General features: G+C 65.4%; 19 protein-coding genes. 15 read left to right on the forward strand and 4 right to left on the reverse strand.

The features are described from left to right. Positions 1 to 52 precede the first annotated feature (52 nt). Complete coding sequence (locus AC1KVG_RS06255) at positions 53 to 946, reverse strand: LysR family transcriptional regulator (protein ID WP_481093808.1); 894 nt, start codon at positions 944 to 946, stop codon at positions 53 to 55. Between the two features lie 444 nt (positions 947 to 1,390). On the opposite strand from AC1KVG_RS06255, the gene AC1KVG_RS06260 reads away from it, so the two are divergent. From AC1KVG_RS06260 to AC1KVG_RS06295, 8 genes are all read left to right on the forward strand, one after another. After that, positions 1,391 to 2,665 (forward strand): allantoate amidohydrolase, encoded by a 1,275-nt coding sequence (locus tag AC1KVG_RS06260; RefSeq protein WP_481093809.1) that lies wholly within the window; start codon positions 1,391 to 1,393, stop codon positions 2,663 to 2,665. Then, positions 2,655 to 3,911 (forward strand): pyridoxal-phosphate-dependent aminotransferase family protein, encoded by a 1,257-nt coding sequence (locus tag AC1KVG_RS06265; protein ID WP_481093810.1) that lies wholly within the window; start codon positions 2,655 to 2,657, stop codon positions 3,909 to 3,911. Before AC1KVG_RS06260 ends, AC1KVG_RS06265 begins: the two co-directional genes overlap by 11 nt. Beyond that, positions 3,908 to 4,798 carry an allantoinase PuuE gene (puuE, locus tag AC1KVG_RS06270; RefSeq protein ID WP_481093811.1) on the forward strand — a complete coding sequence of 297 codons (891 nt, stop codon included), beginning with the start codon at positions 3,908 to 3,910 and terminating at the stop codon, positions 4,796 to 4,798. Before AC1KVG_RS06265 ends, puuE begins: the two co-directional genes overlap by 4 nt. Beyond that, positions 4,795 to 5,190 carry an oxalurate catabolism protein HpxZ gene (gene hpxZ, locus AC1KVG_RS06275; RefSeq protein ID WP_481093812.1) on the forward strand — a complete coding sequence of 132 codons (396 nt, stop codon included), beginning with the start codon at positions 4,795 to 4,797 and terminating at the stop codon, positions 5,188 to 5,190. The genes puuE and hpxZ overlap by 4 nt, the downstream gene beginning before the upstream one ends. Next, the gene (gene uraD / locus AC1KVG_RS06280; protein ID WP_168958561.1) at positions 5,187 to 5,678 is read left to right on the forward strand and encodes a 2-oxo-4-hydroxy-4-carboxy-5-ureidoimidazoline decarboxylase; all 492 of its coding nucleotides are present in this window, start codon (positions 5,187 to 5,189) and stop codon (positions 5,676 to 5,678) included. Before hpxZ ends, uraD begins: the two co-directional genes overlap by 4 nt. Next, positions 5,675 to 7,096: an FAD-dependent urate hydroxylase HpyO gene (hpyO, locus tag AC1KVG_RS06285; protein ID WP_481093813.1), complete on the forward strand. Its 1,422-nt coding sequence runs from the start codon at positions 5,675 to 5,677 to the stop codon at positions 7,094 to 7,096. Before uraD ends, hpyO begins: the two co-directional genes overlap by 4 nt. Then, the gene (gene uraH / locus AC1KVG_RS06290; RefSeq protein ID WP_481093814.1) at positions 7,066 to 7,425 is read left to right on the forward strand and encodes a hydroxyisourate hydrolase; all 360 of its coding nucleotides are present in this window, start codon (positions 7,066 to 7,068) and stop codon (positions 7,423 to 7,425) included. Before hpyO ends, uraH begins: the two co-directional genes overlap by 31 nt. 103 nt (positions 7,426 to 7,528) lie before the next feature. Continuing rightward, positions 7,529 to 8,002: a YehS family protein gene (locus AC1KVG_RS06295; RefSeq protein ID WP_023902212.1), complete on the forward strand. Its 474-nt coding sequence runs from the start codon at positions 7,529 to 7,531 to the stop codon at positions 8,000 to 8,002. Between the two features lie 701 nt (positions 8,003 to 8,703). On the opposite strand, the gene AC1KVG_RS06300 is transcribed toward AC1KVG_RS06295, so the two are convergent. Continuing rightward, the gene (locus AC1KVG_RS06300; protein WP_481093815.1) at positions 8,704 to 10,821 is read right to left on the reverse strand and encodes a methyl-accepting chemotaxis protein; all 2,118 of its coding nucleotides are present in this window, start codon (positions 10,819 to 10,821) and stop codon (positions 8,704 to 8,706) included. A 183-nt stretch (positions 10,822 to 11,004) separates the two neighbouring features. On the opposite strand from AC1KVG_RS06300, the gene hrpB reads away from it, so the two are divergent. The 3 genes from hrpB (at position 11,005) to AC1KVG_RS06315 (ending at position 17,509) form a co-directional block, all read left to right on the forward strand. Next, entirely contained in the window at positions 11,005 to 13,506 is a 2,502-nt protein-coding gene (hrpB, locus tag AC1KVG_RS06305; protein WP_481093816.1) for an ATP-dependent helicase HrpB, read from the forward strand. Positions 13,507 to 13,813: 307 nt separating this feature from the next. Then, positions 13,814 to 14,245, forward strand: a complete 432-nt coding sequence (locus AC1KVG_RS06310) for a hypothetical protein (protein ID WP_168958566.1) — start codon at positions 13,814 to 13,816, stop codon at positions 14,243 to 14,245. A 270-nt stretch (positions 14,246 to 14,515) separates the two neighbouring features. Beyond that, positions 14,516 to 17,509: a TonB-dependent receptor gene (locus AC1KVG_RS06315; RefSeq protein WP_481093817.1), complete on the forward strand. Its 2,994-nt coding sequence runs from the start codon at positions 14,516 to 14,518 to the stop codon at positions 17,507 to 17,509. 166 nt (positions 17,510 to 17,675) lie between these two features. Here AC1KVG_RS06315 and AC1KVG_RS06320 read toward each other — a convergent pair whose 3' ends face one another. Continuing rightward, positions 17,676 to 18,248, reverse strand: coding sequence for a pseudouridine synthase (locus AC1KVG_RS06320; RefSeq protein ID WP_481093818.1), 573 nt, complete (start codon positions 18,246 to 18,248; stop codon positions 17,676 to 17,678). A 135-nt stretch (positions 18,249 to 18,383) separates the two neighbouring features. Next, positions 18,384 to 19,238 carry a class I SAM-dependent methyltransferase gene (locus AC1KVG_RS06325; protein ID WP_043908307.1) on the reverse strand — a complete coding sequence of 285 codons (855 nt, stop codon included), beginning with the start codon at positions 19,236 to 19,238 and terminating at the stop codon, positions 18,384 to 18,386. 222 nt (positions 19,239 to 19,460) lie between these two features. Between AC1KVG_RS06325 and AC1KVG_RS06330 the strand changes: the two genes are divergently transcribed. The 4 genes from AC1KVG_RS06330 (at position 19,461) to AC1KVG_RS06345 (ending at position 22,901) form a co-directional block, all read left to right on the forward strand. Further along, positions 19,461 to 20,432 (forward strand): aldo/keto reductase, encoded by a 972-nt coding sequence (locus tag AC1KVG_RS06330; protein ID WP_481093819.1) that lies wholly within the window; start codon positions 19,461 to 19,463, stop codon positions 20,430 to 20,432. Positions 20,433 to 20,544: 112 nt separating this feature from the next. After that, positions 20,545 to 21,573: an NADP-dependent oxidoreductase gene (locus AC1KVG_RS06335; protein ID WP_481093820.1), complete on the forward strand. Its 1,029-nt coding sequence runs from the start codon at positions 20,545 to 20,547 to the stop codon at positions 21,571 to 21,573. A 74-nt stretch (positions 21,574 to 21,647) separates the two neighbouring features. Continuing rightward, positions 21,648 to 22,451 (forward strand): 2,5-didehydrogluconate reductase DkgB, encoded by an 804-nt coding sequence (gene dkgB, locus AC1KVG_RS06340; protein ID WP_481093821.1) that lies wholly within the window; start codon positions 21,648 to 21,650, stop codon positions 22,449 to 22,451. A 147-nt stretch (positions 22,452 to 22,598) separates the two neighbouring features. Then, positions 22,599 to 22,901 (forward strand): hypothetical protein, encoded by a 303-nt coding sequence (locus tag AC1KVG_RS06345; protein ID WP_023902203.1) that lies wholly within the window; start codon positions 22,599 to 22,601, stop codon positions 22,899 to 22,901. Positions 22,902 to 22,925: the final 24 nt, after the last annotated feature.

Consider the following 22,925-nt stretch of genomic DNA (forward strand, 5'->3'; position numbering starts at 1 on the left):
CCGCTCATCAACGGCGTGTTTGCATCGAACGCCTATCCAAGCCGCGCATCTATCAGCCTTTGTAGCGCAACGCATCGACCACCAGGTTGAACGCCGGCGAGGAATGCCGGCGACTGGGATAGAACGCGTGCAAGCCCGGCCAGGTGGGCGACCAATCCTTCATCACCCAGCGCAGGCGCCCGGCCTTGAGATGCGGGCGCGCCAGATCTTCCTGCACGAACGCAATGCCGAAACCATCCACCGCCGCGTCCAATGCTTCGTAGGTGCCGTTGAAGGTCAGCTGACCATCCACGCGCACAATGACCTCGCGGCCGTCTTTTTCCAGTTCCCAGGCGTAGATGCCGCCGGCGGTTTTCATGCGCAGGTTGATGCAGTTGTGCGCGGTGAGATCCTGTGGCGTCTTGGGGATGGGCCGGCGCGCAAGATAGGACGGTGCCGCGACGATCGCCATGCGCATGTCCGGCGCGATGCGCGCGGCGATCATGTCTTTTTCCACCTGATCGCCCAGGCGCACGCCCAGGTCGTAGCGGTCGGCCACGATGTCGGTCAGACCGTTGTCGACCACGATCTCGACCTTGATGTCGGGGTATTGACGCAGCAGCTTGGACAACTTGGGCCACAGGATCGCGCGCGCGGCGTAGTCGGTGGCGGTGATGCGCACCGTGCCTGCGGGCGTGTCGCGCATTTCGCTGAGTGCAGACAGCGCCTCTTCGATTTCTGCAAAGCGCGGCGCCACCGTCTGGATCAGGCGCTCGCCGGCTTCGGTCGGTGCCACGCTACGCGTGGTGCGGGTCAGTAACCGCAGCCCGAGGCTGGCTTCCAGCCCACGAATGGTGTGACTCAACGCCGATTGCGAGACACCCAACTTGGCTGCAGCACGCGTGAAGCTGCCCTCGCGAACGATGGCGATCAGCGCCAGCAGGTCCTTGAAACTGTCGCGGGCCATTGGTGAATCCGATTCATGGAATGTAGGCGACTGTAGCAGCCGTTCGGATGCGAGGCGGCGGCGCTTCTGCCGCTCTCCTTTTTTCGGCAGAGGGGTTGGGGTGAGGGTACGGCCGCCCAGCATTCTCGACGCTGCCGTACCCTCATCCGCCCCTTCGGGGCACCTTTTCCCTATGGGAGAAGGAACAAAACGCAGCCGCCACCGTCCGTCGCATTTTTTGCAACGCCTGACCCTAAAAAAACCGCTTTGGGGTGACGGGGGCGGTTCGTATAGTCGATTGGACGGCTGCCGACTGCCGTGCACGCTCCTGTCGCCATCGCTGCAAGGGCGACCAACTGTCGGCGCGCCCCCTTTCCACGCCGCCTGCGGAGGTTCCATGCGTCAGCATCTTTCGCCTTGCGGTCCGCGCAGCGCCTGTGAAACAAAGTACCTGCACGGCGCAACATGCTGAGCGCTTCAATCACCGCAACTACCGACCATTGCTCCGGCGCACGCGCGGTGGCGCGCTGCGATGCACTGGGCGTGGCACCGTACAGCGACACACCCGGCGGCCTGTTCCGCGCCTGGCTCAGCCCGGCGCATCGCGCGGCCACCGCGCAGGTGAGCGAGTGGATGCGCCAGGCCGGCATGCAGGTGCGACTGGACGCAGCGGCCAATCTGATCGGCCGCTACGACGGCGCACATGCAGATGCACCGGTGCTGCTGATCGGCAGCCATCTGGACAGCGTGCGCGATGCCGGCCGCTACGACGGCCCGCTCGGCATCATGCTCGGCATCGAATGCGTGGCCGCGCTGCATGCACAGGGTCGGCGCCTACCGTTTGCGATCCAAGTCATCGCCTTCGGCGACGAAGAAGGTTCGCGTTTCCCGGCATCGATGTTCTGCAGCCGCGCCGTAGCCGGCACACTCGATCCCACCACACTGGCCGTGGTCGATGCCGACGGCGTCGAGGTGGCGGCGGCACTCACCAACTGGGGCCTGGATATCGCAGCGATCGGCCACGCCGCACGCGCCCCGGGCAGCGTGCTGGCCTATCTGGAAACCCATATTGAACAAGGCCCGGTGCTGGAAGCAGAAGGTCTGCCGGTCGGCATCGTCACCGCCATTGCCGCGCAACGACGCTTCGCCCTGCGCTTCGACGGCCGCGCCGGCCATGCCGGCACCAACACGATGGGCTTGCGCCGCGACGCGTTGAGCGCAGCGGCCGAAGCACTCCTGGCGATCGAGCGCATCGCCCGCGCCGGCAGCGACGATCTGGTCGCCACCGTCGGCAAACTGCGGGTCGCGCCCGGCGCCACCAACGTGGTGCCGGGCCGGGTGGACTGCACGCTGGACGTGCGCGCAGGCGACGATGCCAGCCGCGATGCGGCCGTGCTACAGATCGAACACGCACTCGCACAGATCAGCAAGGAACGCGGCATCGCCATCGCCATCGACCCGTTGCAGACACTCGCCGCCAGCCCCTGTGCACCGGCGTTGATCGCGCGCCTGCAACACGCAATCGCCGCACAAGGCATCGCGCCGCGACAACTGGTCTCCGGTGCCGGCCACGATGCGATGGTGATGGCTGCGCTATGCCCCACCGCGATGCTGTTCGTGCGCTGCGCCGGCGGCATCAGCCATCATCCGGACGAACACGTCGCCCCGGCCGATGCCGAGGTTGCCTTGGCGGTCATGCGCCACTTCATCGAACACCTGGGAGATCCCCTTGTCACCTGATCTGCGTCACCTGCATACCTTCGGCGAACTCGATCCCCCGCAGCGGCTGCTGATGGGTCCGGGCCCGGTCAATGCGCATCCGCGCGTGCTGCGCGCGATGGCGGCCGATCTGCTCGGCCAGTTCGACCCGGAAATGACCACCTACATGAACGAGGTGATGGCGCTGTACCGGCCGTTGTTCGGCACCGAGAACCGCTGGACCTTTTTGGTCGACGGCACTGCGCGCGCCGGTATCGAAGCTGCCTTGGTCTCGCTGGTCACCCCGGGCGATCGCGTGCTGGTCATCAACTTCGGGCGCTTCGGCTTGCTGCTCACCGAAATCCTGGGCCGGCTCGGTGCCGAGGTGCACACCGTGGATGCGCCCTGGGGCGAGGTGGTGCCGCTAAGCGCGATTGCCGAAGCGATCGAGCGCGTGGCACCCAAGTTAGTCGCCACCGTGCACGGCGACACTTCCACCACGATGGCGCAGCCGCTCGATGGCCTCGGCGCGCTGTGTCGCGCGGCCGGCGCGCTGAGTTACGTGGATGCCACCGCCACCATCGGCGGGATGGAGATCGCCAGCGATCGCTGGGATGTGGACGTGGTGACCGGCGGCCTACAGAAATGTCTGGGCGGGCCGTCCGGCTCGGCACCGATCACGGTCTCCAACGCGGCGGCCGAAGCGATCTTCGCGCGTCGCCATGTCGAACGCGGCATCGTGCGCGAGGACATCGTTAATGGCAGCGGCCCGCGTATCGCCTCGAATTATTTCGACCTGGCGATGATCATGGATTACTGGTCCGACAAACGCCTCAACCACCACACCGAAGCCACCACCATGCTCTACGGCGCCCGCGAATGTGCGCGCGTGGCCCTGCAGGAAGGGTTGGATGCCCGCTTCGCCCGCCATGCTGCGGCCGGGCGCGCGGTGAGTGCCGGCATCCGTGCATTGGGGCTGGAGGTGTTCGGCGACGATGCGCACCGCATGACCAATGTCACCGGCGTGGTGATTCCGCCAGGCATCGACAGCGATGCGGTGCGGCGGCGCATGCGCGAGGATTTCGAGATCGAGATCGGCACCGCGTTTGGTCCGTTGCAAGGCAGGATCTGGCGCATCGGCGCGATGGGCTACAACGCGATGAAGCACAAGGTTTTGATTACTTTGGCCGCGCTGGAAGCAGTGTTGCGCGCCGAAGGTTACGCGTGCACGCCAGGGCTGGCGGTGGAAGCCGCACTGGCGGCCTGGCATGCGGAGCCGCATGCATGAGCACAACGCGCGACCTGGTCGGCTATGGCGCCACCCCGCCTGCGGCGCAGTGGCCCGGTGGCGCACGCATCGCGGTGCAGTTCGTCATCAACTACGAAGAGGGCGCGGAAAACTGCGTGCTCAACGGCGATGCCGGCTCGGAAGCGTTCCTGTCGGAAATGGTCGGCACACAATCGCAACCCGGCGCGCGCGCCATGGCGATGGAAAGCCTGTACGAGTACGGCAGCCGCGCCGGCTTCTGGCGGCTGCATCGGCTGTTCACCGCGCGCAACGTGCCGGTGACCGTGTTCGGCGTGGCGCAGGCATTGGCCTCCAATCCCGAGGCAGTCGCCGCGATGCGTGCGGCAGACTGGGAAATCGCCAGCCACGGCCTGCGCTGGATCGATTATCAGCACATGGATGAGGCCACCGAACGGGCGCATATCGCCGAGGCCATCGCCGTGCATACCCGCGTCACCGGCAGCCGCCCGCTGGGCTGGTATCAGGGCCGCACCAGCCCCAACACTGCGCGACTGGTAGCCGAAGAAGGCGGCTTTGTCTACGACGCCGACAGCTATGCCGACGATGTGCCGTATTACGACACGCGCCACGGCCACGCACAGTTGATCGTGCCGTACACGCTGGATGCCAACGACATGAAATTCGTCGCCTACAACGGCTTTGCCGATGGCGAGCCGTTCTTCCGCTATCTGCGCGACAGCTTCGAGCAACTGCGCAGCGAAGGCGGGCGCATGCTGTCGATCGGCCTGCACGGGCGCATCGTCGGCAAGCCGGCACGCGCGGCCGCACTGGCACGTTTTGTCGATCATGTGCTGGCCAGCGGCGATGCGTGGGTAGCGCGCCGCATCGACATCGCACGCCACTGGCTGCAGGTAAACCCGGCATGAGCATCCACGCCTCCGACATCGATCTGCCTGAAGTGATCGCACAAGTGACTGCCGCCTTCCATGCCTACGAGGATGCCTTGATGGGCGACGACATCGCCGCAATGGACGCGCTGTTTCACGCCGCGCCAAGCACGGTGCGCTATGGCGTAGGCGAAGTGCTGTACGGCATCGAGGCGATCCGCGCGTTTCGCATCGGCCGCGGCGGTTCGCCGCAGCGCCGGCTCGCGCATGTGCAAGTGCACGGCTTCGGCCGTGATTTCGCCACCACGCATGCGGAATTCATTCGCGACGGCAGCAGCGCGCGCGGCCGCCAGAGCCAGAGCTGGGTGCGCTTTGCCGATGGCTGGAAAGTGGTGGCCGCGCATGTCTCGCTGCAAGGCACGCACGCATGAGCGTGGTCGATGCCAACGCGCTGGACAATGCCGCCTTCGTGGCGCGCTACCGCGAGTTGTTCGAGCACTCGCCGTGGGTGGTGGAACGCGCTGCACAACGGCGTCCGTTCGACGATGTACATCGCGGGCTGATGCAGGTGGTGCTGGAGGCATCGCAGGTAGATCAAGTCGCGTTGATCCGCGCGCATCCGGAGCTGGCTGGCAAGGCCGCGATCGATCGCACGCTCACCGCCGCCTCGGCCGCCGAACAGGCCTCCGCCGGGCTGGACCGGCTCAGCGAAGCCGAGTTCAAGCGCTTCCACGCGCTCAATCAGGCGTATCGCCATCGTTTCGGATTTCCATTCGTGATCTGCGTGCGGCTGCACGACAAGGCCGGCATTCTGGCCGCGCTGGAACGCCGACTGGACGCATCGCGCAGCGAAGAAATTTCCACCGCTCTCGCCGAGATCGGCAAGATCGTTCACCTGCGCCTGGAGGCACTGCCATGAGCCTGGCCCAACTCGAACGCGAGCTCCACCACGATCTGCAACGCCTGGCCCACGGCGGCGACGCATGGACGCAGCCGCGCGTGCATCCGGCCGGACATGTCTATGACGTGGTGATTGTCGGCGCCGGCCAGAGCGGCCTGGGCGCGGCGTTCGCGCTGCAACGCGAGCGCGTGCACAACGTGCTGGTCATCGACGAGAACCCCGCCGGCCAGGAAGGCCCGTGGGTGACCTACGCGCGCATGCAGACCTTGCGCACGCCCAAGCAGATCACCTCGATCGACCTGGGCGTACCATCGCTGACCTTCCGCGCCTGGTGGGAGGCCCAGCACGGCACTGCCGGCTGGGACGCGCTGGACAAGATTCCGCGCGGCAGCTGGATGGACTATCTGCGCTGGTACCGCGCAGTGCTGCGCCTGCCGGTGCGTAACGCCACGCAACTGGCGCGGGTGGAACCGGACGTGGCGCCGGGCATCCACCGCCTGCATCTGGCGATGGGCGCGCCGCTGCTGACACGCAAGCTGATCCTGGCCACCGGTATCCAGGGCGGCGGGCAATGGATGGTGCCGGAGTGGATCAGCAGCGCGCTGCCCGCACAGCGCTACGCGCATACCTCCGGCCATATCGATTTCGCTGCACTGGCCGGCAAGCGCGTTGGCATTCTGGGCGGCGGCGCCTCTGCATTCGACAACGCCTGTTTCGCGCTGGATCAAGGCGTCGCCACTGCCGAAGTGTTCGTGCGCCGCAGCGAATTGCCGCGTATCAATCCGTTCCGCCACATGGAGCAGGCCGGCATCATTCCACGCTTTCTGACGCTGCCCGATGCGGACAAGTACCGGATGATGGCCAGCTTCTTCGCGCACAACCAGCCGCCGACCAACGACACCTTCCAACGCGCCTGCGCGCATGCCGGCTTTGCATTGCATCTGGGCGCGCCGTGGCTGGAGGTGGCCGAGCGCGATGGCGAAGTGGTGGTGCGCACGCCACAGGGCGAACATCGCTTCGATTTTCTCGCCGTTGCTACCGGCCTGGTCACCGACCCGCAGCTGCGCCCGGAACTGGCCGCGCTGTCCGGCCGTATCGCCTGCTGGGCCGACCGCTACCAGCCGCCACCGGGCCAGGCCAATGCGGTGCTTGATGCGCACCCCTACCTGGGGCCGGGCTTCGAACTGCTGCCGCGTACGCCCGAGGATGCCGCGCTGCTGCACGGGCTGTTCGCCTTCAACTATTCGGCGCTGATCAATCATGGCCCTTCGGCGGCGGCATTGTCCGGGCTAAAGATCGCGTTGCCACGGCTGGCGCGCGCGGTGGCCGATCAGCTGTTTCTGGACGATCGCCAGGCCATCGTCGACAGCTACCTGGCCTACGACCAGCCCGAATTCGTCGGCCAATGGCCGCAACCGACCCAGGCGGTGGCATGAGCACGCTCTCTACGCATGTGCTGGATACCGCCAGCGGCCGCCCCGCCGCAGGTATCGCGTTGCGCCTGTTCGCCGGCGATACGCTGCGCTTCGAGGGGGTCACCAACGCCGATGGACGCTGTCCCGAGCTGGGGGTGCTTACGCTGCAATCCGGCCGGTATCGGCTGGAATTCGAGGTGGCCGGGTATTGGCGCGCAGCCGGCGTAGCGTTGACCGACCCGCCGTTTCTGGAGCAGGTGCCGATCGCCTTCGGCATCGCCGGCGAGGGCCACTATCACGTACCGCTGCTGCTTTCGCCGTACGGGTATTCCACTTATCGCGGCAGCTGAGCGACTTCAGGTCCGCAAGGGATCGGCTCGGCACACGCCGCGTTGCGCATCGGCCCCGTAGAATGGCGCCTTTCCGGCGACAGGCCGGGGCCCCGGAATTGTCATGATCCACAACGATGTACTGCGCAGCATCCGTTACATGCTCGACCTCAGCGACGACAAGGTGGTGGAAATCACCCACCTGGCCGACCCGGAGTTCGCGCTCGACAAGGCGCAGTTGCAGGCCTGGCTGAAGAAGGAAGACGAGCCCGGCTTCGAGCCCTGCCCCGACGCGATGATGGCGCGCTTTCTCGATGGCCTGGTGCTGCGCTTCCGCGGCCGCGACGAGAGCCAGCCGGTGCGCCCGCTGGAGACCAAGGTCGGCAACAACTTGGTGCTGAAGAAGCTGCGGGTGGCGTTCGAGCTGAAGGACGTGGACATGCACGCGATCTTCGCCAGCGCCGGCTTCCCGCTGTCCAAGCCGGAGTTGTCTGCGCTGTTCCGCCAGCCCGGCCACAAGAATTTCCGCCCCTGCCTGGACCAGTTACTGCGCGCCTTCCTCAAAGGCCTGACCGCCCGGATGCGCGAAGCGGGTTGATGCCTGTGTGACTGGCCTGTTGTGTGTCACGAGCAATGCGTGGCAAGTGCAACTTGGGCGTGGCCTGCTGGGCGACGCCCGGCAGGCCATCCATGATGTCGTACAGGCGCAGCGCCGGAAATCCTTCAAAAACGTGTGAGTGCGGAGCAGCCGACCTTGTTTCCTGGCTCTTATCCCGCTGTCATCGCACCTGGTTGGACAGCGCGGATAGATCAGTTGCAGAGCAGCTGATCTGCGGCCTGGCTGCAGGGCCCTTGCCCGCCCACCATCGCGGGACACGCCGCAAGTACGTCCGTGTAGGCTCTTACGCGGCATCCATGCCGCGTAAGGTCCCGCGACGGTGGGCGGGCAAGGACCAGTCAAGATGGTCGGTGTGCAGGGTTGCAAGCACTGCATGACGTGCTTCTGATTTGCTAGCTATCGTGTAGTTCTGCGACCCGCACCAGCAAGCCCACGCAACCTGCGAAACGCTCAGCTTTTTACCCGGCGACCGACCAACATTCTGGTGCGGTGTCCTCGCCGATTGCGGGACCGTGTGGCGGCATGGATACCGCCACCGAGCCTCCACGGACGGATTCACGGCGTGTCCCGCTAGCGGTGAGGGCACCGCGCCCTCGACCAACTAGCGACCACCTAGGCGTTTGACCTAGCTTTTGGTTGCATCTAAACGCATGGCGGGCATCTCTACTCGTGGTCCTGTGTTACGCCGCAGCCGCCAGCCGCGGCCGGCGTGCATCCAGGCGGAACACCGACACCGCCTCGCTCAGTTCCACCGCCTGCTCTTCCATCGCACGTGCTGCCGCTGAGGCTTCTTCCACCAGCGCGGCATTGCGCTGAGTGGTTTCGTCCATGTCGTTGACCGTGCGGGCGACCTGCTCGATGCCGGATGACTGCTCGCGCGACGCCGAAGAAATTTCCGCGATCAACGTGGTCACCTGCTGCACCGATTGCACGATCTGCTGCATCGTCTGCCCGGCCTGATCCACGCGTGCGCTGCCGCGCTCCACGCTGGCCACCGAGGCGTCGATCAACTGCTTGACCTCCTTGGCCGCGCCGGCCGAACGCTGCGCCAGCGCGCGCACTTCCGAGGCGACCACGGCAAAACCACGGCCCTGTTCGCCCGCACGTGCGGCTTCTACCGCTGCGTTCAGCGCCAGGATATTGGTCTGGAACGCGATGCCGTCGATGACACTGATGATCTCGGCGATTTTTTTGGACGAGACTTCGATCTCGCCCATGGTGTCGACCACGCTGGCCACCATCTCGCCACCGCGGCCGGCGATCTCGGCGGCGGCTTGCGCACCGCGGCTGGCCTGCTGTGCGGTGTCCGAATTCTGCCGCACCGTGGAGGTGAGTTCTTCCATCGAGGCGGCGGTTTCTTCCAGATTGGCGGCCTGCTGTTCGGTGCGCTGCGCCAGATCGTTGTTGCCGGCGGCGATCTCTGCCGAGGCGGTGCGAATGGTCTGCGCGGCCACGGTGATGTCGCCGACGATATCGGTCAGGCGCTGCACGGTGGCATTGGCATCGTCGCGCATGCGTGCGAACACGCCTTGCTGGTTGCCGTGCATGCGTGCGGTCAGGTCGCCCTCGGCAATCGCCTTGAGCAGCTGCGACAACTCGGCCAGATTCTGGTCCACATTCTGCATCAAGCCATTGAGGCCGGTGACCATGCCGCGGAATTCGAACTGGTAGGCCTCGGCATTGCCGCGCGTGGCGAAGTCGCCCGCCGCAGCGGCTTCGACCAGGCCGCGGATTTCGCCATTGATCGCTGCCAGATTGCGCTTGGTGGCGTCCATCGCTTCGGTGATCTGCGCCTTTTCGCCCGGCAAGCGCGGCATATCCACCGACATGTCGCCCACCGCGTAGCGCTGCATCACCTGCAGCATGCCGCCGATCAATTCCACCTGCGCGCCGATCAAACCATTGGTGTCGTCGACCATGCGGCCGTACGCACCCGGAAAGGCGTGCGCGTCCATGCGGTAACTCATCTGCCCGGCTTCGTGGCGCTGCGCCATGTCGGCCTGTGCGGTGGAGACGTCGGTCAATGTGGTGACCACCTGGCCCATCGCCTGACCGAGCAAGCCGATTTCATCGCGATTGCTGACCACCGCGCGTGCCGACAGATCGCCGGCAGCCACCGAGCGTGCCGCACGTGCAACCGTTTCGATCGGGCGCACGATCGAGCGGCGGATCCACCAGCCCAACACCACCACCAGACACAGCGCCGCAACAATCGTGGCCACCGCCGACAGCACCAGCTTGTGCTGCGCCGACTGCGAACTGGCGAGCACGGCGGCATCGGCCAGGGTCTTGCTGCGCGTTACCAGCGCTTCCAGCGTCTGGCTGGGCGCACGGTCCATGCCCTTGACCAGCTGGTCGCCCACCTGGGTGTCGTAGCCGGCCTGCGCGAACTTGCCCAGCGCCGCTTCGTAATTGCCCTGCAAGGCCAGATGCGCCTTGGCGAAGTCCTGCGCCAGCGTGCGTGCCTGCGGGTCCTGGGTTGCCTTGATCAGCGCTTCGGTGCCTGCCTGTACCTTGGTGCCGTCCTTACGGAAAGCGCTCAGATGCTTGTCCAGCTGCGCCGGATCGCGGCCGCGGATCAGCACGTTCTTCCACTCCTGTACCTGCAAGCGGAAATCACGGCTGATCTCCTCGCTGCTGGAGGCCTGCGCCACTTCTGGCGGCACCTTGCCCGACAGGCTCAGCCACGCCGTCCCCAAGCCGCCGAGCGCACACAGCAAGATGACCGCCAAGCCAAGCGCAAGGGCGCCGAGCAGTTTGCCTTGCAGGCTGACGAACTTCGGGGTGACAGCAGACATGGTGGATCCAGAGAGGGGATTACACCGGTTATCGACGCCCCTGCCCGGGTCTGAAGCAAGCTCGGCCTTCAAAACAGTCGGGTATGCCTAGGCATGCACTTCGCCACTCGGCATTCCCTGACAGCCTTCACCCACCAACCCGACCATCGCGCCGATTCGGGCCGCCCCGTATCCTTCCCGCGCATGACCGACCCCGCTTTTCCGATCTCCCCGCTGTTGCCACACATCCGCAACAGCCTGGCGGCCCATCCGCGGCTGGTGCTGGAAGCCCCGCCCGGCGCCGGCAAGACCACCCAGGTGCCGCTGGCGCTGCTGGACGCGCCGTGGCTGGCCGGTCGCAAGATCGTGATGCTCGAACCGCGCCGCGTGGCCGCCCGTAGCGCGGCGATGTTCATGGCGCGCCAGCTCGGCGAGCCGGTCGGCGAGACCGTGGGCTACCGCATCCGCTTCGAGAACAAGACCTCGCCGCGTACCCGCATCGAGGTCGTCACCGAGGGCATCCTGACCCGGCTGATCCAGGACGACCCGATGCTAGAGAGCATCGGCGCACTGCTGTTCGACGAATTCCACGAACGCCATCTGGCCGGCGACCTCGGCCTGGCGCTGGCGCTGGACGTGCAGGCGCAGGTACGCGATGACCTGCGCATCGTGGCGATGTCGGCCACACTGGATGGCGAGCGCCTGGCCGGCTTTCTCGACGCACCGCGCCTGAGCAGCGCCGGGCGCAGTTTCCCGGTGGAGATCGCGCACTTTCCTGCGCGGCGCGACGAAGCGCTGGAGCCGCAGACACGCCGTGCGGTGGAACATGCCTTGTCCACGCATCCGGGCGATGTGCTGGTGTTCCTGCCCGGACAGCGCGAGATCGCGCGCGTGCACAGCGCGCTGCAGGACGTGCTGGACCCGGCGGTGCAGGTGCTGCCGCTGCATGGCGAACTGCCGGTCGAGGCGCAAAGCCAGGTGCTGCAACCCGACCCGTCAGGGCGCCGGCGCGTGGTGCTGGCCACCAACGTGGCCGAGTCCTCGGTGACCCTGCCCGGCGTGCGCGTGGTGATCGACAGCGGGCTGGCGCGCGAGCCGCATTACGACCCCAACAGCGGCTTCTCGCGGCTGGACATCACCACCATTGCGCAAGCCTCGGCCGACCAACGCGCCGGCCGCGCCGGGCGCGTGGCCAGCGGCTGGGCGTACCGGCTGTGGCCGCAATCGCAACGGCTGGAACCGCAGCGGCGTGCCGAGATCACCCAGGTTGAACTGGCCGGCCTGGCACTGGAACTGGCCGCCTGGGGCAGCGCCGCGCTGCGTTTTGTCGATGCACCGCCCGCCGGCGCGCTCGCTTCCGCACACGAATTGCTGCAACGGCTGGGCGCACTCACCGACAGCGGCGGTATCACCACCGTGGGCCGGCGCATGCTCGCGCTGGGCACGCATCCGCGCCTGGCCGCAATGCTGGCGCAAGCCGGCGATGCCCCGCGCGTGGCGCTAGCCTGCGACCTGGCCGCCTTGCTGGAAGCGCGCGACCCGCTGCGTCAGGGCGGCGATGGGCTGGCTGCGCGCTGGCGTGCGCTGGCCGCATTCCGCCAAGGCCGCAGTGGGCACGACGCGAACCGCGGCGCTCTGGCCGCGATCGACAGCGCCGCCAAACAATGGCGACGCCGGCTGCGTTGCGACAGCGCACCGCCCGCCAGCGTGGAGGCACATGCGCTCGGTGATCTGCTCTCGCACGCCTTCCCCGACCGCATCGCTGCGCGCCATCCTGCCGACCCGCTGCGTTACCTGCTCGCCAACGGCCGCAGCGCGCGCCTGTTCGACCACAGCGACCTGCGCGGCGAACCCTGGCTGGTCGCCAGCGAACTGCGTTACGAGGCCAAGGACGCACTGCTGCTGCGTGCCGCGCCGGTGGACGAAGGCTATCTGCGCCGCAGCGTGCCCGAGCGCTTCGTGCAGCAGGATCTGGTGCAGTGGGATGCGGACAAGCGCGCGTTGGTCGCGCGCCGGCAATCGAGCTTCGACCGCATCGTGCTCGACAGCCGCCCGGCCGGCCGCGTCGATCCCACCCAGGCCGCCAGCGCGCTCACCGAGGCGGTGCGCCAGCTGGGCCTGGATGCCCTGCCCTGGACCGACGGCCTGCGCCAATGGCGCGCACGCGTGCAGTCGCTGAGCGCCTGGATGCCGGAACTCGCGTTGCCCGATCTCTCCGATGCAGCCCTGATGGCCACGCTGGAGATCTGGCTGCGCCCGGCATTCGTCGGCAAGACCCGGCTCGATGCACTCGACGAAAGCAGCCTGGGCGAAGCGCTCAAGGCCGCCTTGCCATGGGACCGCCGCCAGGCCATCGACCGCCACGCGCCCACCCGGATCAGGGTGCCCTCGGGCATGGAGCGGCAGATCAGCTATGCCGTCGATCACGCCGAGCAACCGTTGCCGCCGGTGCTGGCGGTCAAGCTGCAGGAACTGTTCGGCCTGGCCGAAACCCCGCGCATCGCCGACGGCCGCATCGCATTGACCTTGCACCTGCTCTCGCCAGGTGGGCGACCGTTGCAGGTCACACAGGATCTGAAGAGCTTCTGGGTAACGACGTATCCAGAGGTCAGGAAGGAGATGAAGGGGCGCTATCCGCGGCATCCGTGGCCCGACGATCCGTGGACCGCGGCGGCAACGCACAGAGCAAAACCGCGAGGCATGTAATAGCCCCTCTCCCATCGGGAGAGGGGTTGGGGTGAGGGTACGGAGCGGAGCACCCGTGTTGCTCCAACTGCACGAGGCTTCGCCCGTACCCTCATCCGCCCCTGCGGGGCACCTTCTCCCGGCGGGAGAAGGGAAGTGCCGCACATGCCCATCAGATCTGTTTTTATCGCTACCTCAGACTCCCATGCACCAACACCCCCGCATCATTACTTAACCGCAACCCAAACAAGCTCCACCACCGCTAACACGGTCTATACGCACCAGCCCACACACTGCGGCCCACGTACTCAGAAAGGAAACGCCTCCAATGAGCAAGCTGACTGTGATCACCGAACGCGCCCTGGAGCGTGCCCTGGAACTGGCTGGCACTGCCGGCGACCATCTGCGTCACGCCGCGTCCGACGCGGGTGACAAGGCACGCAACGCGGGCAGCAGCCTGCGTCATTTCAGCCCGGGTGCCAGCGAATGGCTCAAGACCGGCGCCGCGCTGGGTGCCGTGCGTACCGGCGGCAAGGTCGTCAGCAAGGCGGTCAAGCGCAACCCTGCCATCACCGTGGCAGCGGCCGTCGCCGGCCTCGGCCTGATCGGCTATGCGGTGTATCGCAAGCGCCAGCGTGATCAGCAGGTGCTCGGCGGCAACGTGCATCGTTTCGATCGCGAAAACGCCGGCAACGCCAGCGCACGTCGCGCGGCCTACCAGCGTCGCGGTGCAGTGACCCCGAGCGACGGCATCGAATAAGCCATCTCGCCAGGTAAATCAGACAACGCCACGGCCCTGCGCCGTGGCGTTGTCGTTTGTGGGATGCAGTCCATCGCGGTGCATTGATGTCACCGCGTGACACACCACCGCAATCACCATAGCCATTTGGCGTAGCGACATAACCACACTCCATTTCTGAATAGCGGGCTCGGCGGTGATTAATGTCCGCGGGGAGCCACACCGAGATCGGCGTCGCAATTGCGCGCTTGCGGGGTGCTCCCACCTCCCCACATCCAGAAGTGATTGTTCATGACCGCTCGCTCTCCCATCTTCCGGCCCAGCGCACTCGCGTTGGCGCTCCTGCTTGCCACTGCCTCACCGTTGGCCCTGGCTCAATCCACCACCGGCAGCATCGCCGGCCAGGCCCCTGCCTCGGCCAGCCGCGTTGTGGTGCGTAGCGATACCGGCCTCACCCGCGAAGTGGACGTCGATGCACGCGGCCGCTACGCCTTGGGCCAGTTGCCGTTGGGCACTTACTCGGTCGTGGCCAAGGATGCCGCCGGAAACGTGTTGAATACACGCGAGGCAGTGACGCTGACCGTGGGCACCACCACCGATGTGTCGTTCGGCGCGGTGACACAACTGGATGGCGTCAGCGTCACCGCCGATCGTGCGGCAGCCGCGATCGATGTCACCACCGTGGATTCGCGCACCGTCATCACTGCCGAGCAATTGCAGCGGTTGCCGCTTGGCCGTTCGGCCGAGGCGATCGCGCAGCTGGCACCGGGCGTGGTCGGCAACAGTGGCAGCGGCACCTATAGCGGCCCGAGCGGCGAGCAGTTGGTGAGCTTCGGCGGTTCTTCGGCTGCGGAGAACGCCTATTACATCAACGGCTTCAACACCACCGATCCGCTGCGTGGCCTGGGCGGCCTGACCCTGCCCTACGGCAGCATCGATCAGCTGGAGGTCTATACCGGCGGCTACAGCGCCAAGTACGGCCGCTCCGATGGCGGCGTGATCAATGCAGTGGGCAAGCGCGGCACCAACGACTGGCACTTTGGTGGACAGGCGTTGTGGGAGCCGGCGTCTGCGCGCGCGGACAAGGACGATGTGCGCTACCCAGCCAATGGCGCGCTGTATCGCCCCGACAATCAGGACCGCCAATGGGTGTCCACCCAAAGCGTGTATGCCGGCGGCCCGTTGATCCAGGACAAGCTGTTCCTGTTCGGCTCCTATGAACTGGAGCGCCGCCAGGGCCGCGAACTGGACAGCGTGGAAGACACCAATGCCGACACCAGCTATCGATACGACCGCCCGCGCTGGTACGGCAAGCTGGATTGGAACATCACCGACAACCACCTGCTGGAACTCACCGGCGCCTCCAGCCGCAACGTGTATCGCGGCAGCATCTACAACTACGATTACGACGCGTTGAGTCGCGGCAGCCTGCGTGGCCAGGACGACACCACCAAGACCGGCGGCAATCTGTGGAGCGCCAAATACACCGGTTATCTCACCGACCGCCTCACCGTCAGCGCGCTGTACGGCAAGATGAAATCCGACGACTACATCGGCAATCCTGCCTATGACAGCTCGCTGACGTTTCTGTCCAATGCCTCGCTGCAGAATCCCGCGCTCAATGGCGGCAACACGATCACCAATGCGCAGACCACCTCATCGCTGGTCGATCCGGATCGCGGCAACCGCAGCGACAATTTGCGGCTGGATCTGAATTACGTCATCGGCCATCACTCGATCACCGTCGGGATCGACAACCAGAATGCACGCGCCCTCAATCGCGGCTCGGTGTCCTCCGGCGATGGGTATTACTGGATTTACGGCCAGTCCAATCCGAATGTGCCGATCAGTACCGGCCTGGGCGTGCCGGCCACTGGCGGCATCGTCAATGGCGAAGACGGCTATTACGTGCGTCGCTATGTCTCCAGTTCGCTGGCCTCGGTGCGCTCGGCGCAACGCGCGCAATACATCGAAGACAACTGGCAAGTCAGCGACCGGCTGTTGCTCAATCTTGGCTTGCGGCTGGATCAGTTCACCAACTTCAACCGCGATGGCGATGCCTACATCAAGCAGTCCAGCGGGCAATGGGCGCCGCGTCTGGGCTTCAGCTGGGACGTCGATGGCGACGGGCGTTTCAAGGTGTTCGGCAATGCGGGGCGTTACTACCTGGCACTGCCGCTGAATCCGGCCTTCAACGCGGCCGGTGCCACTTTGGCGACGTCGACGTATTACACCTATGGCGGCATCGATGCCAACGGCTATCCCACCGATCTGACCCAGTTCTCCGACCCGGTCTCGTCCAACAACAATTACGGGATCCTGCCAGACCCCAAGACCGTGGCGACCTCCGGCATCAAGCCCTCGTTCCAGGACGAATTCATCCTGGGCTTTTCCAAGACGCTCGGCGACAGCTGGGTGTACGGCGCCAAGGCAACCTACCGTTTATTGCGCAGTGGCGTAGATGATTACTGCGATATCGATGCAGTATTGGCCAAGTCCGATGCGCTGGGCTACGACGTCACCAAGCAGAGCAATCCGGTCAGCTGCTGGCTGATCAATCCGGGCAAGGCCAACACCTTCACCCTGGTCGATACCGGCGGCAACTACGTCAGCGTGCCGCTGAGCAACGCCGAGCTCGGCATGCCGGCCTTCAAGCGCAACTACTACGCGCTCAACCTGTCGCTGGAACATCCCTTCGACAGCCGCTGGTACGCCAAGGCCGACTACACCTTCTCGCGCAGCTACGGCACCACCGAAGGCCAGCTGCTTTCCAACATCGGCCAGACCGCGGTGGCCACATCGCAGGCCTGGGATTACGCGCAGCTGATGGAGCATACCAACGGCCCGCAGAGCAACGACCACACCCACCAGCTCAAGCTGTATGGGTATTACCAGATCACCCCGCAGTGGCTGGTGTCGGCCAACCTGGCCGTGGTGACCGGCGCACCGTTCAGCCCGCTCGGCTCGTATGGCGCCGATCAAACCGACCCGGCCGGCTACGGCATCGCCTACCACTACTACCAGGGCCAACCTGCGCCTCCGGGCAGCCAGGGCCGCCTGCCGACGATGACGCAACTGGATCTGGGCATGGCCTATCGCCCTGGTTTTGGCAACGGCAAGCTCGGTTTCAATCTGGATGTGTTCAACGTGTTCAATACCCAGACCGCGTTGTGGCGCTATCCGTATTCGGAACTGGAACCCGGGCAACCGAATCCGCTGTACGGGGCGGCCAATGTGCGGCAGGCACCGCGTTCGTTGCGGGTGAGCGTGAGCTTCGATTATTGAGGCTGCGTGCGGCTGACAAGGCGCTGCGAGCGCGCATGTGTCGCACGGTGGTTGTGTCGATTGCTGCTGTCAGTTGCCCTTGAACGCACGCATCGCGGCCCTAGGTCGCGGTGCGTTGTTGTGCCTCGCTGCTGTGCACGGAACGAACGCTGAGAAAGCAGACAACTCAGCGTCGCGTCCGGCTTGGCCGCGCGTGATGGGTTTCGTCCGCGCGCCACTGCCCAGGCGCCAGAGTGTCCAACGTCCAGTCACCAATCGCCACGCGGATCAGACGCAAGGTGGGTAGGCCAACCGACGCGGTCATGCGCCGCACCTGACGGTTACGGCCCTCGGTGATCTGCAGTTCCAGCCATGCGTCGGGCACGGCCTTGCGCACGCGTACCGGCGGATCGCGCGGCCACACCTGCGGTGACGGATCGATGCTGCGCACCTTGGCCGGACGGGTCGGGCCATCGTTGAGCACCACGCCATCGCGCAAGGCCTGCAACTGCGAAGGCGCAGGCGTACCTTCCACCTGCACCCAGTAGGTCTTGGGTTGTTTGTGGCGCGGGTCGGTCAAGCGGTGCGCCAATGCGCCATCGTCGGTCAGGAGCAGCAAGCCTTCGCTGTCGTGATCCAGACGGCCGGCCGCATACACGTCGGCAGGCAAGCCGAATTCGGCCAGTGTCCGTTTGGGCGGCTGCGAGCGGTCGCTGAATTGCGACAGCACGCCATAAGGTTTATTCAACAACACCAACATGCCAATCCTGTTGCGTCAGAGCGATGCACAGCGCAAGCAGGACGCAATGCGCGTGCGTAGCGTCATGCGTTGGTTGGCGGTATGCAAACACCTGCATGCCGAACGCGCACTGCGCGCCGGCATGCAGGCACTGCCTCACTGCTTGACGAACTTCAAGGTCATGCGGTCGCTCTCGCCGATCGCCTTGTACTTGGCATCGTCGGCCTTGTCGTGGCTGTTGCTCGGCGGCAACGTCCACACGCCACCGGCATAGTCCTTGGTGTCGCGCGGGTTGGCGTTGACCTCGCTCTTGCCGGCCAGCTTGAAACCGGCCGCTTCGGCCATCGCAATCAACTGCGCCTGGCCCACGTAACCGCTCTTGTCGTCCGCCGGCACATCGGCCTTGGCACGATGCTCCACCACACCGAGGACGCCGCCGGGCTTGAGCACCTTGTAGAAGCCACTGAACATCGCCTCGGCATTACCGGCCATGCGCCAGTTGTGCACGTTGCGGAAGGTCAGCACCAGGTCGGCCGAATTGTCCACGCCAAACGAGGGCGTCTTCGGCACGTACGACACGAACGCGGGCTTGCCATACACCTGCGGCTTGGCCTGGAACTTCTTTTCTAGCTCGTCGCGCCCGCGCTGCGCGGAGTCGCGGCCACGGCCTTCCGGGACCGCCGCCGGGTCGACCACTGCTGCTACGTACTTGCCCTTTTCGCGCAGATACGGCGCCAGAATTTCCGAATACCAGCCGCCGCCCGGTGTGATCTCGATAACGGTCTGGGTCGGCTTGATGCCGAAGAACGCCAGCGTCTGACCCGGATGGCGATACACGTCGCGCTGCACATACACACGGTCGCGCCAGTTGCCGTCGATGGCCGCCTGCAGCGCCGCATCGGGCGCCGGCAGGGTTGCGCTATCGGCCGGTTTGATTGCCATTGCCAGCGGCGCGCTCATCGCCACTGCCATCCCCACCACACATGCACACACCAGCTTGTTGCGGATCATCACAGCGCCCTTTACGGGAAAAAGTAGCGCGAGCCTAGCATGCGATTTGGAGCCTGCCATGTGCAGGACTTCGCATGCTGCACTGCGCGCGACGCACCACATGTTCAAATTCTGTGAGGCATTGCAGCAGATGGGCGGAACGCTGAATCCACGTTGGTGTCACACGCAACGCCGGCGTGCATGACTATCCTGTTCGGCAGTTTCGAATCAGGAGCTTTCACCATGACTCACTCCCGCGCGCTGGGCCGCTCCGGCCTGCAGATTCAACCGATCGTGTTCGGCGGCAATGTGTTCGGCTGGAGCGCCGATGAAGCAACCTCGTTTGCGCTGCTCGATGCCTTCGTCGACGCCGGTTTCAATCTGATCGATACCGCCGATGCCTACTCCGGCTGGGTGCCTGGCAACCACGGCGGCGAATCGGAAACCATCATCGGGCGCTGGCTCGCACGCAGTGGCAAGCGCGACAAAGTGTTGATCGCCACCAAGGTGGGCAAGTGGAGCGAGCATCCGGGCTTGTCGCCGGAAAACATCGCCGCAGCTGTGGAGGATTCGCTCACGCGTCTGCAGACCGATGTGATCGATCTATATCAGGCCCACGCAGACGACGAATCGGTTCCGCTGGAAGCCACGCTGGCCGCATTTGGCCGCTTGATCGAACAAGGCAAGGTGCGCGCGATTGGCGCCTCCAACTACAGCGCCGCACGCCTGCGCGATGCACTGGATATTTCCGAGCAGTACACGTTGCCGCGCTACGAAAGCCTGCAGCCGGAATACAATCTCTACGACCGCGTCGGTTACGAAGCCGAGCTGGAACCGCTGGTACGCGAGCGCGAGGTGGGTGTGATCAGTTATTACTCGCTGGCCAGCGGCTTTCTCACCGGCAAGTACCGCAGTGCAGACGATGCCAGCAAGAGCAGCGCGCGCGGTGCGTCGGTGGTCAAGCAGTACGTCAATCCGCGTGGCTTGCGCATCCTGCAGGCGCTGGACGATCTGGCCGCCACGCACACCGCCACGCCCGCGCAGATCGCATTGGCCTGGTTGATCGCGCGGCCGGGCCTGAGCGCACCGATCGTCAGTGCCACCAGCGTGACCCAGCTACACGACGTACTGGCGGCAGCGCGCGTGTCGCTGAGCGCCGATCAGATTGCGCAGCTGGATAGCGCAAGCGCGCCGGATCCTTCCGAAGCTGCTTGACGCTTCGCCTCTACAGCGCATGTAACCCATCGCACGCACTCCCTCGCGCAGCCGCCGTGCGGCTGTGCTCCCTCGACCGCGCACGCGTGGTCCTTTCCGCGAGGAATTCCGCATGACATCGATCACCAACCGCCGCATCGTGCTGGCCTCACGCCCGCACGGCGAGCCAAGCGCCGACAACTTCCGCCTGGAAGAGGTCGCCTTGCCGCCCACCGGGCACGAACAGATTCTGGTGCGCAATCGCTTTCTCTCGCTCGACCCGTACATGCGTGGACGCATGGACGAAGGCCCGTCCTACGCCGCACCGGTGGAGATCGATGCGGTGATGGAAGGCGGCACCGTGGGCGAAGTGCTCGAATCGCATCATCCCGACTATCAACCCGGCGATCTGCTGGTGCTGTCGGGCGGCTGGCAAACGCATAGCCTGTTCACCCCTGACACGCCATTGCGCAAGCTGCCCAAGGACGATGCCTTGCCGCTGAGCACCGCGCTCGGTGTGTACGGCATGCCCGGCTTCACCGCCTATGCCGGTCTGCATGAAATCGGCAAGCCGCAGGCGGGCGAGACCCTGGTGGTTGCGGCCGCCAGCGGCCCGGTCGGCGCCACCGTGGCGCAGCTGGCACGCCTGCAAGGGTTGCGCGTGGTGGCCATTGCCGGCGGCGAAGAAAAGGTGCGTTACCTGCGCGAGACGTTGCGCGTGGATGTGGCACTGGACCACCGCGCCGACGACTTTGCCGAGCAGTTGCGCACCGCCACGCCGGACGGTATCGACGTCTATTTCGAAAACGTCGGCGGCAAGGTGTTCGACGCGGTGTTGCCGCAGTTGAACGCGTTCGCACGCATCCCGGTGTGCGGCGTGATCGCCACCTACAACAGCCGTGGCCAGGCGCTGCCGGGGCCGGACCGTCTGCCGGAGTTCATGGGTCAGGTGCTGCGCAAACGACTGACCGTGCGCGGCTTCATCCAGCACGATTTCATTCGCCTGATGCCCGCGTTCCTGCGCGAAATGGGCCAGTGGCTGCGCGAAGACCAGATTCAGTATCGCGAGCACGTGCTGCACGGCCTGCACAGCGCACCGCAAGGCCTGATCAGCCTGCTACGTGGCGAAAACTTCGGCAAGGCCGTCGTCGCGCTCGACTAGCTCAGCTCACAGCGCCCCGAACACTTCACTTCTTACAAATCCCCATTCCCGAATCCCGTTACCAAAGGAACACCATGACAGTCCCCGCATTCGGCCTCGGCACCTTTCGTCTCAAGGACCAGATCGTCATCGACTCGGTGCGCAATGCACTGGAGTTGGGCTACCGCGCCGTCGATACCGCGCAGATCTACGACAACGAAGAACAGGTCGGCCAGGCCATTGCCGCCTCCAACGTGCCGCGCGATCAGCTGTATCTGACCACCAAGATCTGGGTCGACAAGTTCGGCCGCGATGCCTTGCTGCCGAGCCTGCAGGAAAGCCTGCGCAAGCTCGGCACCGAGCATGTCGATCTCACCCTGATTCACTGGCCCTCGCCGAAAGATCAGGTGCCGATGCGCGAGTATCTGGAAGCGCTGGCCCAGGCCAGGCAGCAGGGCCTGACCCGCGCAATCGGTGTATCCAACTTCACCATCGCACTGATCAAACAGGCCATCGAGATCCTGGGCGCCGATGCCATCGCCACCAACCAGATCGAAGTGCATCCCTACCTGCAGAACCGCGCGCTGATCGCGTTCCTGCGCGAGCAAGGCATCCATGTCACCTCGTACATGACGCTGGCGGTCGGCGAGGTGTTGAAGGATCCGGTGATCCAGGCGATTGCCGCGCGCCACGACGCCACACCGGCACAGGTGACCTTGGCCTGGGCGTTGCAGCAGGGGTATTCGGTGATTCCGTCCTCGACCAAGCGCGAAAACCTTGCAAGCAATCTCAAGGCGCAGTCGTTGCAGCTGAGCGAGCAGGACATGAGCGAGATTGCCGCACTCGACCGCGGTCAGCGCCTGGCCAATCCGAAGGCGATCGCACCCGACTGGGATTGAGTTCTCGGTTTTTTCTCGTATCGGCATCGCCCGATAGGGGGCATAACAGCCGCGACGACCGCTCGTCGTCGCGTGCTGGTTGCACGTGACAGGCGCTGCTACGGTGCCAGCCACAGGGGGGTAAGTCTCGACAACGGAGTCCTACCCATGCACACCGCATCCGTCTTGACCCGCCGCGTCGTCAACCTCGACGCAGAGATCGCCTATTGGCGCGATGTCCACGCAGAAGGCCATCTGGGCGGCTACGATTTTGCCGACTATGCCCGGCTGCTTAAGCTCGGCTACGACATTTATCTAGCTTACCCGCGCGCTACCGAGGCGCAGCTCTACCGCGTCTTGCAGGACGGCTTTTACCACTATCAACCGATGCTGTCGGTGCCCTGGGATGAGGCGCGCTGGATCGTGCGGCATGCCTGGCGGCATATGGAAGAGGCGGCCGTTCGGCATTGAAGCGACGCCGCGAACACCTGCGCA

It is taken from the genome of Xanthomonas sp. NCPPB 3959 (assembly GCF_056675575.1).